16 protein-coding genes are annotated in these 16,752 nt (G+C 66.8%); 5 read left to right on the top strand and 11 right to left on the bottom strand.

Translation table 11 applies throughout. The features are described 5' to 3' along the window. The 8 genes from nuoH to ndhC are packed head-to-tail and all read right to left on the bottom strand — an operon-like array spanning position 1 to position 8,105. A complete protein-coding gene (gene nuoH / locus L8F96_RS05030; protein WP_046409942.1) occupies positions 1 to 1,050 on the bottom strand; it encodes an NADH-quinone oxidoreductase subunit NuoH in 1,050 nt (349 codons plus the stop codon). Then, on the bottom strand, positions 1,047 to 3,047 hold the full coding sequence (nuoG, locus tag L8F96_RS05035; protein WP_296221175.1) for an NADH-quinone oxidoreductase subunit NuoG: 2,001 nt from the start codon (positions 3,045 to 3,047) through the stop codon (positions 1,047 to 1,049). Before nuoG ends, nuoH begins: the two co-directional genes overlap by 4 nt. Next, positions 3,047 to 4,366: an NADH-quinone oxidoreductase subunit NuoF gene (nuoF, locus tag L8F96_RS05040; protein WP_046409940.1), complete on the bottom strand. Its 1,320-nt coding sequence runs from the start codon at positions 4,364 to 4,366 to the stop codon at positions 3,047 to 3,049. Before nuoF ends, nuoG begins: the two co-directional genes overlap by 1 nt. Next, entirely contained in the window at positions 4,363 to 5,058 is a 696-nt protein-coding gene (locus tag L8F96_RS05045) for a complex I 24 kDa subunit family protein (RefSeq protein ID WP_334655340.1), read from the bottom strand. Before L8F96_RS05045 ends, nuoF begins: the two co-directional genes overlap by 4 nt. Then, entirely contained in the window at positions 5,058 to 6,317 is a 1,260-nt protein-coding gene (locus L8F96_RS05050) for an NADH-quinone oxidoreductase subunit D (RefSeq protein WP_046409937.1), read from the bottom strand. Before L8F96_RS05050 ends, L8F96_RS05045 begins: the two co-directional genes overlap by 1 nt. Further along, positions 6,314 to 7,165, bottom strand: coding sequence for an NADH-quinone oxidoreductase subunit C (locus tag L8F96_RS05055; RefSeq protein ID WP_334655341.1), 852 nt, complete (start codon positions 7,163 to 7,165; stop codon positions 6,314 to 6,316). The genes L8F96_RS05050 and L8F96_RS05055 overlap by 4 nt, the downstream gene beginning before the upstream one ends. After that, the gene (locus tag L8F96_RS05060) at positions 7,162 to 7,728 is read right to left on the bottom strand and encodes a NuoB/complex I 20 kDa subunit family protein (protein ID WP_046410043.1); all 567 of its coding nucleotides are present in this window, start codon (positions 7,726 to 7,728) and stop codon (positions 7,162 to 7,164) included. The genes L8F96_RS05055 and L8F96_RS05060 overlap by 4 nt, the downstream gene beginning before the upstream one ends. 2 nt (positions 7,729 to 7,730) lie before the next feature. Continuing rightward, positions 7,731 to 8,105, bottom strand: coding sequence for an NADH-quinone oxidoreductase subunit A (ndhC, locus tag L8F96_RS05065; protein ID WP_046409935.1), 375 nt, complete (start codon positions 8,103 to 8,105; stop codon positions 7,731 to 7,733). A gap of 156 nt (positions 8,106 to 8,261) precedes the next feature. Between ndhC and L8F96_RS05070 the strand changes: the two genes are divergently transcribed. The 4 genes from L8F96_RS05070 to L8F96_RS05085 all read left to right on the top strand — a co-directional run bounded on the left by L8F96_RS05070 (position 8,262) and on the right by L8F96_RS05085 (position 12,036). After that, the gene (locus L8F96_RS05070) at positions 8,262 to 9,461 is read left to right on the top strand and encodes a hydrolase (RefSeq protein ID WP_334655343.1); all 1,200 of its coding nucleotides are present in this window, start codon (positions 8,262 to 8,264) and stop codon (positions 9,459 to 9,461) included. Beyond that, positions 9,458 to 10,474 (top strand): arginine N-succinyltransferase, encoded by a 1,017-nt coding sequence (locus L8F96_RS05075; protein ID WP_136450785.1) that lies wholly within the window; start codon positions 9,458 to 9,460, stop codon positions 10,472 to 10,474. Before L8F96_RS05070 ends, L8F96_RS05075 begins: the two co-directional genes overlap by 4 nt. A 27-nt stretch (positions 10,475 to 10,501) precedes the next feature. Next, positions 10,502 to 11,755 (top strand): N-succinylarginine dihydrolase, encoded by a 1,254-nt coding sequence (locus tag L8F96_RS05080; protein ID WP_334655345.1) that lies wholly within the window; start codon positions 10,502 to 10,504, stop codon positions 11,753 to 11,755. A gap of 65 nt (positions 11,756 to 11,820) precedes the next feature. Further along, positions 11,821 to 12,036 (top strand): hypothetical protein, encoded by a 216-nt coding sequence (locus tag L8F96_RS05085; protein ID WP_046409928.1) that lies wholly within the window; start codon positions 11,821 to 11,823, stop codon positions 12,034 to 12,036. A gap of 19 nt (positions 12,037 to 12,055) precedes the next feature. Here L8F96_RS05085 and L8F96_RS05090 read toward each other — a convergent pair whose 3' ends face one another. From L8F96_RS05090 to hemB, 3 genes are read right to left on the bottom strand one after another with little or no spacing between them, the layout of a single operon-like run. Then, complete coding sequence (locus L8F96_RS05090) at positions 12,056 to 14,242, bottom strand: fused MFS/spermidine synthase (RefSeq protein ID WP_334655348.1); 2,187 nt, start codon at positions 14,240 to 14,242, stop codon at positions 12,056 to 12,058. A 21-nt stretch (positions 14,243 to 14,263) separates the two neighbouring features. After that, on the bottom strand, positions 14,264 to 14,785 hold the full coding sequence (locus tag L8F96_RS05095; protein WP_334655350.1) for a GNAT family N-acetyltransferase: 522 nt from the start codon (positions 14,783 to 14,785) through the stop codon (positions 14,264 to 14,266). Next, positions 14,782 to 15,774: a porphobilinogen synthase gene (gene hemB, locus L8F96_RS05100; RefSeq protein WP_334655352.1), complete on the bottom strand. Its 993-nt coding sequence runs from the start codon at positions 15,772 to 15,774 to the stop codon at positions 14,782 to 14,784. The genes L8F96_RS05095 and hemB overlap by 4 nt, the downstream gene beginning before the upstream one ends. A 78-nt stretch (positions 15,775 to 15,852) precedes the next feature. Here hemB and L8F96_RS05105 point away from each other — a divergent pair, with 78 nt between their 5' ends. Further along, entirely contained in the window at positions 15,853 to 16,752 is a 900-nt protein-coding gene (locus L8F96_RS05105) for a diacylglycerol/lipid kinase family protein (RefSeq protein ID WP_125944116.1), read from the top strand.

Here is a 16,752-nt window from a genome sequence, read left to right on the forward strand (position 1 = left end):
TCAGATCCCAACCCGGTAGAGCATCAGCACGCCCGACACGAGAAATACCCAGAACAGTGACAGCGGAAGGAACACCTTCCAGCCCAGCCGCATCAGCTGGTCATAACGATACCTCGGCACCGTCGCCTTCACCCAGCTGAAGCAGAAGAAGAAGAACAGCGTCTTGGCAAACAGCCAGATGATGCCCGGCACGTAATAGAGCGGCGCCCAGTCGAACGGCGGCAGATAGCCACCCCAGAACAGCGTCGCGTTCAGCACGCACATCAGGATCACATTGGCATATTCGCCGAGCCAGTAGAGCGCGAAGCTCATCGACGAATATTCGGTCTGGTAACCCGCGACGAGCTCCGATTCCGCCTCGGTCAGGTCGAACGGCGCGCGCGCCGTTTCGGCCAGGGCCGAGATGAAGAACACGATCGCCATCGGGAACAGCAGCGGGTTGAGGAAGAAGCCGTTGATCGGCGTCCCCAGCACGCCGCGCTGCGCCTCGACGATCCCGGTCAGGTTGAACGTCCCCGCCCACAAGATGACCGAGATCAGCACGAAGCCGATCGCGACTTCATAGCTCACCATCTGCGCCGCGGCGCGGATCGCGGAGAAGAACGGGTATTTGGAGTTGGACGACCAGCCCGCCAGGATGATGCCGTACACGCCCAGCGACGATGCCGCGAGAACGTACAGCAGCCCGACGTTGATGTCCGCCAGCACGACGCCAAGGTCGAACGGCACCACCGCCCAGACGATCAGCGCCACCGTGAAGGTGATGATCGGCGCGAGCAGGAACAGCCCGCGGTTGGCGGCCGTGGGGACGATCGTCTCCTGCAGGAACACCTTCAGGCCGTCGGCGAAGGACTGCAGCAGGCCGAGCGGGCCGACCACGTTCGGGCCGCGGCGCAGCGCCATCGCCGCCCAGATCTTGCGATCGGCATAGATGATCATCGCCACTGCCAGCATCAGCGGCAGCGCGATGACCAGGATGCCGACCAGCGTCGCCAGGAACCAGGCCCAGTTATAGGGCAGGCCGAGGGTCGTGTTGAAGAAGGCGGTCATTCCGCGGCCTCCGCGAAGGTTTCGCCATGGACCAGTTCAGCCGAGCAGCGCTGCATCGTCGGCGACGCGCGGCAGATCGCGTTGGTGAGATAGAAATCCTTGATGGGATATCCCTCCAGCGCGCCCTGCGCCGCGGTGTCGAGCGACGGGGGCGCCCAGGGGAAGGTCACCAGCCCCTCGTTGGCAAGCTCCGGACAATCCAGCGCCATCGCGGCGCGCAGCTCGTCCAGCGTGTCGAACGGCAGGACCGCGCCCAGCTTTTCCGACAGTGCGCGGAAGATCGTCCAGTCCTCGCGCGCATCGCCCGGCGCGAACACCGCGCGGTTGCCGCGCTGAACACGCCCTTCGAGGTTCACATAGGTACCCGACTTCTCGGCATAGCTCGCACCGGGCAGCACCACGTCCGCCGCGGCCGCGCCCTTGTCGCCATGATGGCCGACATAGACCTTGAAGCCGGTGAAGCGCGTGAAATCGCACTCGTCGGCCCCCAGGAAGAAGGTGAGCTTCGCGTCGTAAAGCGCGGAAATGCCGGCCTTTTGCGCGTAGCCGAGCATCAGCCCGCCCATGCGTGCGGCCGAGAAATGCACGACATTATAGCCGTTCCAACCATCGCGAACGAGGTTCAGCGACTTGGCGAGCTCCAGCGTCGCGCCATGCGCATGCTTCAGCGCGCCGCCACCGACAACCACTGCCGGCCGCTCGGCCTTGCCGAACGCCTCGGTCACCGCCTCTGGCAGGTTGGAAAGGATCGAGAGATCCTGGCCCAGCCACTCGACCTTGTACGACAGGTCCGTCTCCGGGCCGATCGCAAACACCTTGGCGCCGCGCTTGATCGCCTTGCGCACGCGCGTGTTGACCAGGCTCGCTTCCCAGCGAAGGTTGGTGCCGACCAACAGGATCGCGTCGGCGCGCTCCATGCCGGCAATGGTGGTGTTGAAATTCACCGCCGCCAGGCTCGACACGTCATAGTCCATGCCGGTCTGACGACCCTCGAGCAGCGACGAGCCCATCGACGCCAGCAGCGCCTTGGCCGCGAACATCGTCTCGCAATCGACGATATCGCCGGCCACCGCCGCGACGCTGTTGCCCGCAGCCTTGGCCGCATCGGCGATCGCAGCGAACGCCTCGTCCCAGCTGGCCGCAACCAGCTTGCCGTCACGCCGCACATAAGGGCGGTCGAGCCGGCGACGCACCAGGCCGTCGACGGCGTGGCGGGTCTTGTCGGTCGCCCACTCCTCGTTGACGTCGTCATTCACCCGCGGCAGCGCGCGCAGCACCTGACGGCCACGGCTGTCGAGGCGGATGTTGGTGCCGACCGCGTCCATGACGTCGATCGTCAGCGTCTTCTTCAGCTCCCACGGGCGCGCTTCGAACGCATAGGGCTTGGACGTCAGCGCACCGACCGGGCACAGGTCGACGACATTGCCGCTGAGCTCGCTCGTCACCGCCTTCTCGAGGTAGGAGGTGATCTGCATGTTCTCGCCGCGATACAGCGCGCCGATTTCCTCCACGCCCGACACTTCCTCGGCGAAGCGGACGCAGCGCGTGCACTGGATGCACCGGGTCATCACCGTCTTCACGATGGGGCCCATGTACTTCTCGGTGACGGCGCGCTTGTTCTCCTGGAAGCGGCTGTGGCCACGACCATAAGCAACCGCCTGGTCCTGCAGATCGCACTCGCCGCCCTGATCGCAGATCGGGCAATCCAGCGGGTGGTTGATCAGCAGGAATTCCATCACGCCCTCGCGGGCATGCTTCACCATCGGCGTGTTGGTGAACACTTCCTGGTTTTCCGCCGCCGGCAGCGCGCACGACGCCTGCGGCTTGGGCGGCCCGGGCTTCACCTCGACCAGGCACATGCGGCAATTGCCCGCGATGCTCAGCCGCTCATGATAACAGAAACGGGGGATTTCCTTGCCAGCCGCTTCGCACGCCTGGAGCACGGTGGCTCCCTGCGGCACTTCGACCTCGATCCCGTCTACCTTCAGCTTTGGCATTATTCTGCAGCTTCCTGCATGGGGGCGAGCCCGCCGCCCTGACGTTCGGTGATGCGGCGTTCCAGCTCGGGGCGGAAGTGGCGGATGAGGCCCTGGATCGGCCAGGCAGCCGCGTCGCCCAGCGCGCAGATGGTGTGGCCCTCGACCTGCTTGGTCACCTGCTGCAACATGTCGATCTCGCCGATCTCGGCGTCACCGGTGCGCAGCCGCTCCATCACGCGCCACATCCAGCCGGTGCCCTCGCGGCACGGCGTGCACTGGCCGCAGCTCTCATGCTTGTAGAAGTAGGAGATACGGCTGATCGCGCGGACGATGTCGGTCGACTTGTCCATGACGATGATCGCCGCGGTGCCGAGGCCGGAGCCCACCGCTTTCAGGCCATCAAAGTCCATCGGCGCATCCATGATGTCCTTCGCTGGCACCAACGGCACCGACGAACCACCCGGAATAACCGCGAGCAGATTGTCCCACCCGCCGCGAATGCCGCCGCAATGCTTCTCGATCAGCTCGCGGAACGGAATGCTCATCGATTCCTCGACGACGCACGGCTTTTCCACGTGACCGCTGATCTGGAACAGCTTGGTGCCGCGGTTGTTCTCCGCGCCGAAGCTGGCGAACCATTCCGCGCCACGCCGCAGAATCGTCGGCGCGACCGCGATGCTCTCGACGTTGTTGACCGTCGTCGGACAGCCATACAGGCCGGCACCCGCCGGGAACGGCGGCTTCAGGCGCGGCTGGCCCTTCTTGCCCTCCAGGCTCTCGATCATTGCGGTCTCTTCGCCGCAGATGTACGCGCCGGCGCCACGGTGGACGAAGACGTCGAAGTCATAGCCGGAGCCGCAAGCGTTCTTGCCGACCAGGCCGGCGTCATATGCCTCCTGCACGGCGGCAAACAGCGTCTCGGCCTCGCGAATATACTCGCCGCGGATGTAGATGTAGGCCGCCCGCGCGCGCATCGCGAAGCCCGCGACTAGCGCGCCCTCGATCAGCTTGTGCGGATCGTGGCGGATGATCTCGCGATCCTTGCACGAACCCGGTTCGGATTCGTCGGCGTTGATGACCAGGAAGCTCGGCCGCTCGGGGCTCGGCGTCTTGGGCATGAACGACCATTTGGTGCCGGTCGGGAAGCCCGCACCGCCGCGACCGCGCAGGCCCGAGGCCTTGATCACGTCGATGATCTTGTCCTGGCCAAGCTCCAGCAGCGCCTTGGTATTGTCCCAGTCGCCGCGCTGGCGGGCCGCCTGCAACGTCCACGGCTGATATCCGTAGAGGTTGGTGAAGATGCGGTCCTTGTCCGTCAGGGACGTGATGACGCTCATGCGCTCGCTCCCACGGCAGGGGTGTTCCATTCGTTGCGATAATCGTGGTTCTCGTCGACCATCGCTTTCAGCGTCGTCGGCCCGCCCAACGGCTCCACCGTGTGCCGGCCCGGCTCCTGCGTGCCCGCCTTGGGCTGCTCGCCCCGCGCCAGCGCGTCGAGGATCGCGACCGTACGGTCGTAATCCAGGTCCTCATAATTGTCGTCGTTGATCTGGACCATCGGTGCGGACGCGCAATTGCCCATGCACTCGACCTCGGTCAGCGTGAACAGGCCGTCGGGCGTCGTCTTGCCCTTGATCAGCCCCTTGTTCTTGCACGCCGCCAGCACGTCGTCCGACCCGCGCAGCATGCACGGCGTCGTCCCGCAGACCTGCACGTGGAACCGGCCGACCGGCGCCAGGTTGAACATGGTGTAGAAGGTCGCGACCTCCAGCACGCGGATGTACGGCACGCCGATCTCGCGCGCGACGAACTCGATCACCGGGATCGGCAGCCACCCTTGCGTGTTCGTCTCCGCCCCAACCTGGCGCTGTGCCAGGTCGAGCAGCGGGATCGACGCCGATTGCTCACGACCCGCCGGATAGCGCGCGAGGATCGCGTTGCACTTCTCACGGCTTTCGTCGGTCCACTGGAAATTGCCCCAGCGGGCGCGGACCTCTGCCTCGTCGGGGATCTGGGGTGCGTCAGCCATCAGCGGTCACATTCACCAAAAACGATATCCATCGCGCCGAGAATGGCGGTGGTGTCCGCGAGCATGTGGCCGCGGCTCATGAAATCCATTGCCTGCAGGTGGCTGAAGGCGGTCGGACGGATCTTGCAACGGTACGGCTTGTTGGTGCCGTCGGACACCAGATAGACGCCGAACTCACCCTTCGGGCTTTCCGTCGCGACATACACTTCGCCAGCCGGCACGTGATAGCCTTCGGAATACAGCTTGAAGTGGTGGATCAGCGCTTCCATCGACTGCTTCATCTCGCCCCGCTTGGGCGGCACGACCTTGCGATCGAGGCTGGCGATCGGCCCTTCGGGCATTTCCGCCAGACACTGCTTCATGATCCGCGCCGACTGGCGGACCTCCTCGACGCGCACCATGAACCGGTCGTAGCAATCGCCCTTGGTGCCGACGGGGATCTCGAAATCCATTCGGTCGTACACGTCATACGGCTGCTGCTTGCGCAGATCCCACGGAATGCCCGCGGCGCGGATCATCGGGCCGGAGAAACCCCAGCGGATCGCATCGTCGCGGCTCACCACCGCGATGTCGACGTTGCGCTGCTTGAAGATGCGATTGTCGGCAACCAGGCTGATCGCATCCTCGAACAGGCGCGGCAGCCGCGTGTCGAGCCACTCGGCGATGTCGGTCAACAGCTTCAGCGGCACGTCCTGGTGGACGCCGCCCGGGCGGAAGTAATTGTGGTGCATGCGCGCACCGGTCGCGCGCTCGAGGAAGCCGTAGCAATCCTCGCGAATCTCGAACAGCCACAGGTTCGGCGTCATCGCGCCGACGTCCATGACGTGCGAGCCGAGGTTGAGCATGTGGTTCGAGATGCGCGTCAGCTCGGCGAAGAACACGCGCAGGTACTGCGCGCGCAGCGGCACTTCGAGGTCGAGCAGCTTCTCGATCGCCAGCACGAACGTGTGCTCCATGCACGCCGGCGAGCAATAATCGAGGCGATCGAAATAGGGGATCGCCTGCGCGTAGGTCTTGTATTCGATCAGCTTCTCGGTGCCGCGGTGGAGCAGCCCGACGTGCGGATCGATCCGCTCGACGATCTCGCCGTCCAGCTCCATGACGAGCCGGAGCACGCCGTGCGCCGCCGGGTGCTGCGGGCCGAAGTTGATCGTGTAGTTCTGGATCGCCACCTCATCCTGGACATGTCCGTCCTGGAAGGCGTCGGCCAGCCGCTCAACCGCGGGGTCGATGGAATCGTTGCGCAGCGTATCGGTCATTGGTTCTGCCCTCCCTTGCCGGGAACGACATCAGGGTCGGATGGCTTTGGCGTCGCGTTCGGATGCGGGTTGCCCGCGCCGGTCTGGGCGGTGCTGGTCGCCGGCTCCTTGGCATAGGGCTGGCTCGGCGCATCGGCCGGCTTGGTCGCGCTCTGGCTGTCGCCCGCCTTGCGGATCACATCGGCGTTGAGCGGCGTCGGCGCACCCTTCGCCTCGGGCAGCGCCGCGCCCTTCTCGTCGCCCGGCAGCACGTATTCTGCGCCTTCCCAGGGACTCGTGAAGTCAAACGTGCGGAAATCCTGCGCCAGCTTCACCGGCTCATAGACGACGCGCTTCACCTCTTCCGAATAGCGCATCTCGACGAACCCGGTCAGCGGGAAGTCCTTGCGCTGGGGATGCCCTCGGAAGCCATAGTCGGTCAGGATGCGGCGCAGGTCGCGGTTGCCGGCGAACAGCACGCCGTACATGTCGTACACTTCGCGCTCATACCAGCCGGCGACCGGCCACAGCTCGGTCACGGTCGGCACCGGCGTATCCTCGCTGGCGGTGACATGGACGTGCAGGCGATGGTTGCGGGTCAGCGACAGGAGGCAATAGACCACCTCGAACCGCTCCTCGCCGCGACCGGGATAATCGACCCCGGCGATGTCCATCAGCTGCTGGTATTCAAGGCCCGGCGTATCACGCAGCGCCGTCAGCGCGGCGATCAGGTGATCGCGGTGGACGTGCAGCTGGATCTCACCGACATGCGCGAACGCATCGACCAGCCCGTTCGGAATGGCGGCGCGCGCCGCCTCCAGCGTCGCGTCGTTGAGCTCAGCGGCCCAGCGGGGTGCAGGCGCCCTCACCGTTCGATGCTCCCCGAACGGCGGATCTTCCGCTGCAGCTGCATGATCCCGTACAGCAGCGCCTCGGCGGTCGGCGGGCAGCCCGGGACATAGATGTCGACCGGCACCACACGGTCGCAACCGCGCACGACGCTGTAGCTATAATGGTAATAGCCGCCGCCGTTCGCGCACGACCCCATCGAGATCACGTACTTGGGCTCCGACATCTGGTCGTACACCCGGCGCAGCGCCGGAGCCATCTTGTTGCAGAGCGTGCCCGCGACGATCATCACGTCCGACTGGCGCGGGGACGCGCGCGGCGCAGCGCCGAAGCGCTCCAGGTCGTAGCGCGGCATGTTCACGTGGATCATCTCCACCGCGCAGCAGGCGAGGCCGAACGTCATCCACCACAGCGAGCCCGTGCGGGCCCACTGGAACAATTCCTCGGTCGACGTGACGAGGAAACCCTTGTCGGTCAGCTCGCCGTTCAGATCGTTGAAGAAACCGGGATCGGGCTGAACGAGGCCCGTTCCACTGGAGATCGCGCGGGCATCGCGCGGCAATTCAACGGGGCCGGAGTGCATGGTCATTCCCAATCCAGTGCGCCTGTCTTCCAGGCGTAGACGAGCCCGAGCGCGAGCTCGCCGATGAAGATCATCATGCTGACCCAGGCGGTCCAGCCCAGGTCGAACACGCTTACCGCCCAGGGAAATAGGAACGCGGCTTCGAGATCAAAGATGATAAAAAGGATCGCAACCAGATAGAAACGCACGTCAAATTGCGCGCGGCTATCCTCGAACGCGGGGAAACCGCATTCATATTCGCTCAGCTTCTCGGGCGTGGGCTTGTACGAACCGGTGACTCGCGAAATCGCCATCGGCAGGAAAACGAACGCCGTCGACAGCACCAGCGCAACCGCGAGGAACATCAGAATCGGCAGATATTGCGACAGGTCGACCATGGCGCTTTCTCGGGCTGCTCTCGCATGTGCGATTGAAAAAATTCGCGGTCGCTTTAGGCCTCGCGGCCCCTCGGGGCAAGGCATGGGGCCCTTGAGAATCACTCGCAGAACCGCGGGGTGGTCGATGCTCGCCGCATCGGCTAGCAGCCGCCATTGATGGCAAGGCTGAACCCGACCGAGGAACGAGCGGTGGCGCACGCGGCGCAATCCCCCATGCTCGCCCGCACCCGCGCCTGGTCGGCGGTGAACAGCGGCACCGCAAACCTCGCCGGCCTCGCGACCGTCGCGGACATGCTGGCCGAGGCTTTGTCGGCGCTTCCGGGCGAGGTGACGTTGGTTGCGCCCGCCGCGGCGGAGCGGGTGACCCCCGACGGCGCCGTCCGCGCGATCGACCATGGCCGGCACCTTCATCTCGCGGTGCGTCCCGATGCGCCGCGCCGGCTGCTGCTGACCGGGCATATGGACACCGTCTATCCGGCCGACCACCCCTTCCAGACGCTCGTCGCTCGTCCTGACGGCACGATCAACGGCCCCGGCGTTGCCGACATGAAGGGCGGGCTGGCGGTGATGATCGCCGCACTGGAGGGGATCGAGGCGGTCGGCTGCCCGATCGGCTATGACGTGGTCATCAATTCGGACGAGGAAACCGGCTCCTTCTCCTCCGCTGCGCTGATCGAAGCGGCCGCACGGGGCAAGCTCGCCGCGCTCACCTATGAACCCGCCCTCCCCGACGGCACACTTGCCGGCGCGCGCGGCGGCACGGGCAATTTCTCGATCGTCGTGCGCGGCCGCGCGGCCCATGCGGGGCGCAATCCGGAGGAGGGCCGCAACGCGGTCGTCGCCGCCGCCGCCATCGCGCTTCGCCTCGACGCGGCAAAAAGCCCGCGCCTCTCGGTCAATCCCGCGCGCATCGATGGCGGCGGCCCCAACAATGTCGTGCCCGACCTTGCCGTCCTGCGCGTCAATTTCCGACCCAAGGATGCCGACGAGATCGCCCGTGCGCGACAGGCGATCGACGAGGCGGTCGCTGCCGTCACCACCGCGCACGACGTGGCCGTAGAGGTGCACGGCAGCTTCAATCGCCCGCCCAAGCCGATCGACGCGCAGGCGGCGCGCCTGTTCGATCTGGTGCGCCGCACCGGCGCCGATCTCGACCTGTCGATCGCCTGGCGCGACACCGGCGGGGTGTGCGACGGCAACAATATCGCCGCGGTCGGCACGCCGGTCATCGACACGATGGGGGTGCGCGGCGGCGGGATCCATTCACCTGAGGAATTCCTGATCGTCGATAGCCTGGCCGAACGCGCCGCGCTGTCGGCGGTCACCATCTTGCGACTGGCTGAGGAGGGTTTGTGACATTTGTTGTCCGGGCGGCACGTGATGAAGATCTTGCGCATCTCTATGAGATGGCAAAGCTGACCGGCGGCGGATTCACCAATCTTCCCCCCGACCGCCGCGCGCTGAAGGCGAAGCTCGATCGCAGCCACGCCGCCTTTGCCCGTGATGAGCCGACGGTGGAGGATGAACTGTTCGTCCTCATCCTCGAAAACACCGCCACCGGCGACGTGCGCGGTACCTGCCAGATCTTCACCCAGGTTGGCCAGAAACACCCCTTCTACAGCTACCGCATCAGCACGCTGACCCAGCACAGCCGCGAACTCGACCGCACCTTCCGCGCGGAGATGCTGTCGCTGACCACCGATCTGGAGGGGTCGAGCGAGGTCGGCGGCCTGTTCCTCCACCCGGGGGAGCGCGCCGGCGGGCTCGGCCTGCTGCTCGCGCGCAGCCGCTACCTCTTTATCCGGGCGCATCGCGCGCGCTTCGGCGATCGCGTGCTGGCGGAGCTTCGCGGCGTGATCGACGAAGCGGGCGGCTCGCCCTTCTGGGACGGCCTCGCCGGGCGCTTCTTCGGCATGAACTTCCAGGAGGCGGACGCCTTCAATGCCATCAACGGCCACCAGTTCATCGCCGATCTGATGCCCAAGCATCCGATCTATACCGCGATGCTGTCCGAAAGCGCGCGCGCCGCGATCGGCATGCCCCACCCCTCAGGCCGCGCCGCGATGCGGATGCTGGAAAACGAAGGGTTCGCCTTCGAAAAATATATCGACATCTTTGATGGCGGCCCGACCATGACCGCGCGGATCGATGCCGTGCGCTCGGTCCGTGAGGCAAAGGAAGCGGCCGTCATTGCCGCCAACGCCGATGCCGGCATCGAATCGCTGGTGGCGCATGGCCGCCTGTCCGATTTCCGCTGCGCCTTCGGCACGGTGGCGCCGCAGGACGCGGGCGTTGCCCTCGATCCGGCCTGCGCCGCCGCGATCCACGCGCAGGACGGCGACAAGGTCCTGCACGTCGAACGGATCTGAACCCATCTGGCGAGAGGAACGCGGCGCATGATTCAGGAGATCAACTTCGACGGCATCGTCGGTCCCAGCCACAATTATGCCGGGCTCAGCCCCGGCAACCTCGCCGCCGCGCGCAATGCCGGCGCGACCTCGCATCCCCGTGCCGCCGCGCTGCAGGGGATCGAGAAGATGCGCCGCAACCTGGCGCTCGGGCTGACGCAGGGCGTCCTTCTCCCCCATCCCCGCCCCGACCACCGCTGGCTCGCCGCGCTGAACAGCGATTATGCCACCGCGCGCCCGCATCTTCAGGCGCGGGCCTTTTCCGCCTCGCCGATGTGGGCGGCCAACGCCGCCACCGTCTCCCCCGCCGCCGATTGCGCCGATCGCCGCTGCCACCTCACCGTCGCCAACCTCGTCACCATGCCGCATCGCAGCCACGAATGGCCGGTGACGCTGGCGCAGCTTCGCCTCGCCTTCGCCGACAGCGCCTTTGTCGTTCATCCGCCGATCCCCGCCCCATTTGGTGACGAGGGCGCGGCCAATCACATGCGGCTATGCGCCGCGCATGACGCGCCGGGCGTGGAGGTCTTCGTCTATGGCGAAAGCAGCGGCCCCTTCCCCGCCCGCCAGAATCGTGAGGCGAGCGAGGCGATCGCGCGCGGCCACCGCCTCGATCCCGCGCGCACGCTGTTCGTGCAGCAGTCTGAGGCCGCGATCGCTGCCGGTGCGTTCCACAATGACGTGGTCGCCGTCGCCAACGAACGCACGCTCTTCACCCACGAACATGCCTTCGCTGACCCCGCGGCCTTCTACGCGGACCTGCGCCGCCTCCTGCCGGAGGTGGAGATCGTCGAGGTGCCGGCGGCACAGGTCAGCCTCGCCGAGGCGATCAGATCCTACCTCTTCAACGCCCAGCTCGTCACCGTGCCCGGCGGCGGGCAGACGCTGATCGTCCCCGGAGAGGCGCGCGACAGCGCCCCTGTCTGGTCGTGGCTGCAGGATCATCTCGCCAGCAACGGCCCGATCCGCGCGGCGGAGGTGGTCGACGTGCGCGAGTCCATGGCGAATGGCGGCGGCCCCGCCTGCTTGCGGCTACGCGTGGTGTGCGATCCCGCGACGGTCGATCTGCGCTTCCTGGTCGATGCGGCAAAGCTCGATTCCATCGCCGATGTGATCGCCGCGCACTGGCCGGAGGAAATCGCCTTCGACCGGATCGGCGATCCGGCGTTGCTTGCTCAGGTGGAAACGGCCCACCGCGCGCTGCACGAGGCACTCGATCTTGTAAGGTTAATTGACAGTTAACTCTTGGCCGACGTGCATAAATGGCGGATCTGCGCCGCTGGTCCGAAACTTGCTGATGTTTCAGCATGTTCGCTCGTCTCGCTCGCCTCTTCACGATCAAGACCAAGTTCGAAGCTTTCGTCGTCATCTACGGCCTCGGCCTTGGCGCAACCGAACGCGGCGTTCACTATCTTCAGGATTATCCCGGCCCCGCCGGCTGGCTGCTCTTCTCGGTCTGCCCGATCGCCGTCTTCATGGCCGGCGCGCGCATCCTCGATTCGGTTGAACGCAGCGCCGAGTGAGCCGCGACCCGTCCCGCCCTCAGGGATGAAGCAGCGGCAGGATCGACGCATAATCGTCGGTCCAGCCTGCACCCGCCCCCGCCTGGTCGATCGCCACCCACCCAGTGCCATAGCCCTTCAGTGCGTCGATCACCCCCGGATCACGCGACAGCGCGATCCAGTGCGACAGCGATGCGCCATCCTCGTTCAGCGGCGGCCGGTCCATCAGCTCGATCGCCTGCCATCCGCCCGCCCGCGCCGCCGCCGCGACGATCGGCGTCAGGTCCATGTAGCGGTTGGAGATATGCACCAGCAGCAACCCCTTGGGCTGCAGCGCGCGGCCGTAATCGGCAAAGGCTTCGCGCGTCAGCAGGTGGATCGGCACCGCATCCGACGAAAAGGCGTCGAGCGCGAGGAGGTCGAACGATTGCGGCCTCGCCGCCGCGATCGACACGCGTGCATCCCCGATCACCGTCTGCGCGTCGGGCGTACAGGTGCGCAGGAACGAGAAACGCGTCCGGGCCAGCTCCGCCACCACCGGATCGATTTCGAAGAACGTCCAATATTGCGTCGGCAGCGCATAGCAGGCGAGCGTCCCCGTCCCCAGCCCGACGACGCCGATCCGCCCCTCCGGTCCGTACAGCGCCGGCGCAATGGTCAGCGCGCGGCCGACGCCCGAGGATGGCGTATAATAGGTCGTCGGCTGCTGCTCGCGCTCGGGTGATCCCAGCAGCTGGACGCCGTGCAGCGTCGTGCCATGCGCCAGCGTGCGCTCATCGGCCCGCTCGGACAAAGTATAAACACCGAAATAGCTGCGCGTGCGGATGTCGCCCGCCGCCGTGATGCGCAGCGCGTTGATCCCGCCGAACAGCAGCAGCGATACCGCCAGCACCGTGACATAGGCCGCGCGCACGCCGATCGACGCCAGCCCCACCACCGCGATCACCGCAAAGATCAGCCCAGGGCTGTCCTCGCCAAACCACGCCGGCGGCCCCCATTCGCGCAGCATCAGCAGCAGCGCGCAGATCGCGCCCACCACGGCCAGCGCCGGAATGCCCCGGCCGCGCCGCCACAGCGCCTGCAGCGGCGGCAGCAGGATCGATTGCGGCACCAGCGCGCCCGCCGCCAGGATCAGCAGCGGATATTCCCATGTCCAGTCGAACAGCCCCGGCGCGATCAGCCCGGCGAACAGCCCGCCCAGCGCCCCGCCGACCGACATGGCCAGGTAGAAACCCGTCAGCCGCTGCGGCGCGGGGCGCAACCGGTACATCGCGGTATGCAGCGCCACCGCGACCATGAACAGCAGCGCCAGCGCCAGCAGCAGCCCCAGCGCGGGCTCCAGCGTGAACCCGCCGATCATCACCCCGCCGAACAGGATGATGGTGATCGGCGCCACGCTCGTGATGAAATCGGCCGGCGCGCGCCGGTCGGCAAAGGCGATGCTGAAGCTGAGGAGGTACAGCCCCAGCGGCAGCACCCACAGCAGCGGCATGGCGACGATGTCGGTGGTGATATAGGTCGACGTCGCCAGCATCAGTCCCGACGGGACCAGCGCCAGTGCGATCCACATCGCGATCCGCCGCCAGCCCGGCGGCGTATCTTCGGCGACGGGCTCTGCACGCTGCACCGCCGCGTTGGGTAGCCGCCACGCAATCGCGGCGACCAGCGCGATCAGCAGCAAATACCCGCCCGTCCACAGCCACCTTTGCCCGGCCACCGACACCAGCGGCTCGACCAGCAACGGATAGGCAAGCAGCCCGGCAAAGCTGCCAAGGTTCGACGCGGCATACAGCCGATAGGGGTCCTGCCCGGGCCGCGCCGCGGCGAACCAGCGCTGGATCAGCGGCGCCTGCGCCGACACCGCGACAAACAATGGCCCGATGGACGCGGCGAGCAGCCAAGGCACCCACAATTCGGGCGCCGTCCCGCTCGGCAGCGTCCAGCCGAGCACCCCGATCGGCAGCCACAGGCTGGCGATCGCCAGCAGCCCCAGGTGCACCGCCGCCTGCCGCCGCACCGGCAACCGGTCCAGCGCATGGGCATAGCCATAGCCGGCGAGCAGCAGCGCCTGGTACACCAGCATCGCCGAGTTCCACACCGCCGGCGCGCCGCCCAGCCGCGGCAGCGCGATCCGCGCCACCATCGGCTGGACCAGGAACAACAGGAACGATCCCGCCAGGATCGTCAGGACGTAAAGCGCACGGCCTGCGCGCTGCGGCTCAGCCATGCGCCGGGCGCCCGGTCGCGATCACGGGCGCACGATCCGGTAGGTCACCGTGTCGCGCCGCGGGTCTTCAGCGTCGAACAGCGGGTGATCGAAATCGAGCGCTGGGTCGTGCGCCATGCCCAGCCGCTCCATCAGCGCCCGGCTCCGCCCGTTCTGCCGCGCGGTGATCGCGACGATCGCATCCTCGTGCCGCGCTTGCCAGCCCCAGGCGATGATCGCGCCCGCCGCCTCGCGCGCATAGCCCGCGCCCCACCAGGGGGTCGCCAGCATCCAGCCGATCTCCAGCATCCCCGCGATCGGCGTATCGGGCGCGCCGGGCTTCAGCCCGCAAAATCCGATCGTCTCACCACTCCCGCGCTCCACAACCGCGCGAAAGCCGAGCGGCGCGTAGCTCGCGTGCCGCTGCAACGCCATATCGCTCGCCGCCGCGTCCTTCACCGGGCCGAGATCCGCCATCACCGCCGGGTCCGCCCACATCGCATGCAGCGGCGCGCGGTCGCGCGCCTCCGGCACGCGCAGGATCAGGCGGTCGGTCTCGATCACGCGGTCAGCAGCCTCGCGGCATGGACGGCGTGATAGGTCAGCACGCCCGAACAGCCGGCGCGCTTGAACGCGGTCAGCGTCTCGATCACCATCGCGTCGCGATCCGCCGCGCCGGCCGCGACCGCCGCCTCGATCATCGCATATTCGCCCGACACCTGATATGCGAACACCGGCACCTCGAACCGCTCCTTCACGCGGCGCGCAATGTCGAGATACGGCAGCCCCGGCTTCACCATCACGCTGTCCGCGCCCTCCGCGAGGTCCAACGCCACCTCGCGCAGCGCTTCCTCCGCGTTGCCATAATCCATCTGATACGTCTTCTTGTCGCCCTTCAGCAGCCCGCGGCTGCCCACCGCATCGCGGAACGGGCCGTAGAAGGCGCTGGCATATTTAGCGGCATAGGCCATGATCTGGACGTTGGCATGCCCGGTCGCCTCCAGCGCGGTGCGGATCGTGCCGATGCGGCCGTCCATCATGTCCGACGGTGCGATGATATCCGCCCCCGCCGCCGCCTGGTTCAGCGACTGGCCGACGAGCAGTTCGACCGTCGCATCGTTCAGCACATAGCCCGCCTCATCGACCAGCCCGTCATGCCCGTGCGCGGTATAGGGATCGAGCGCGACGTCGGTCAGGATGCCGATATCGGGCACCGCATCCTTCACCGCACGGATCGCGCGGCACATGAGGTTGTCGGGATTGAGCGCCTCGCGCCCGTCCTCGCTGCGCAGATGGCCCGGCGTGTTGGGGAACAGGGCAAGGCAGGGAATGCCCAGCGCCTGTGCCTCGCGCGCGCGCTCGACGATCCGGTCGACCGACCAGCGCGACACGCCCGGCAGGCTCGCGATCGGCTCCTCCACGCCTTCCCCGTCAGCGATGAACAGCGGCCAGATCAGGTCGGCCGGGGTCAGCATCGTCTCGCGATGCAGCCGGCGGCTCCAGTCCGCGGCGCGGGTACGGCGAAGGCGAATGGCGGGAAAGGATGCACTCATGGCCATGGCATGTGCGCCGCGTCGCGCGGCCACGCAAGCGTTACGGGGGCGAAACCGCGCCTCGTGCGTTGCGGCGTCATGAGCGAAATCCGGTCCGCGGCCCTGATCGTCAACGCCAAGTCGCGCAAGGGGCAGAAGCTGTTCCGCCGCGCCTGCAAACGACTGGAGGTGCTGCCCTTCCCGGTCGATGCCCATGCCGTGGAGGATCCCGACAAACTCGAACAGACGATCGATGCCGCGCTCGCCAAGAAGCCCGATCTCGTCATCCTGGGCGGCGGCGACGGCACCGTCAGCGGGCTAGTCGACCGGCTGGTGGGGGAGGACGTGATCCTCGGTGTGCTGCCGCTCGGCACCGCGAACAGTTTCGCGCGCACGCTTGGCCTGCCGCTCGACATCGACGGGGCAATCGACGTGCTGGCGAACGGCGTGCCGCGGCGCATCGACCTCGGCATGATCGACAATGATTATTTCGCCAATTGCGCCGCCATGGGCCTGTCGCCGCAAATCGCGGAGACGGTGCCGCACAATCTGAAGAAGTTCATGGGCCGCATCGGCTATCTCGGCTGGGCGGGGCTGCAATATCTGAAATTCCGCCCCTTCATCCTCACCGTCGACGATGGCGTTGAGGAAAAACGGATGCGCGTGGTCGAGGTGCGCATATCCAACGGCCCCTATCATGGCGGCACCTGGCTGGTGGACGAGGCGCATGTCGATTCGGGCCAGATCGTCGTTCAGGCGGTCACTGGCCGTTATCGCCGGACGCTGGTGAAGAACTGGTTCGCCAGCTTCTTCGGCCTCGATGCGCGGCATCAGGACACGATCACCTTCACCGGCAAGGACCTGAAGATCTCGACCCGGCCCAGCCTGCCGATCTCGATCGATGGAGAGGTGCTGGCGCATACGCCGGTCCGCGCGCGGATCGCCGCCGGGGCGATCCGTGTCATGGCCCCGCGCGATCCCGATACACCGCACGGGTAG

Source organism: Sphingomonas panaciterrae (genome assembly GCF_036890205.1).
Classification (GTDB): domain Bacteria; phylum Pseudomonadota; class Alphaproteobacteria; order Sphingomonadales; family Sphingomonadaceae; genus Sphingomonas; species Sphingomonas panaciterrae.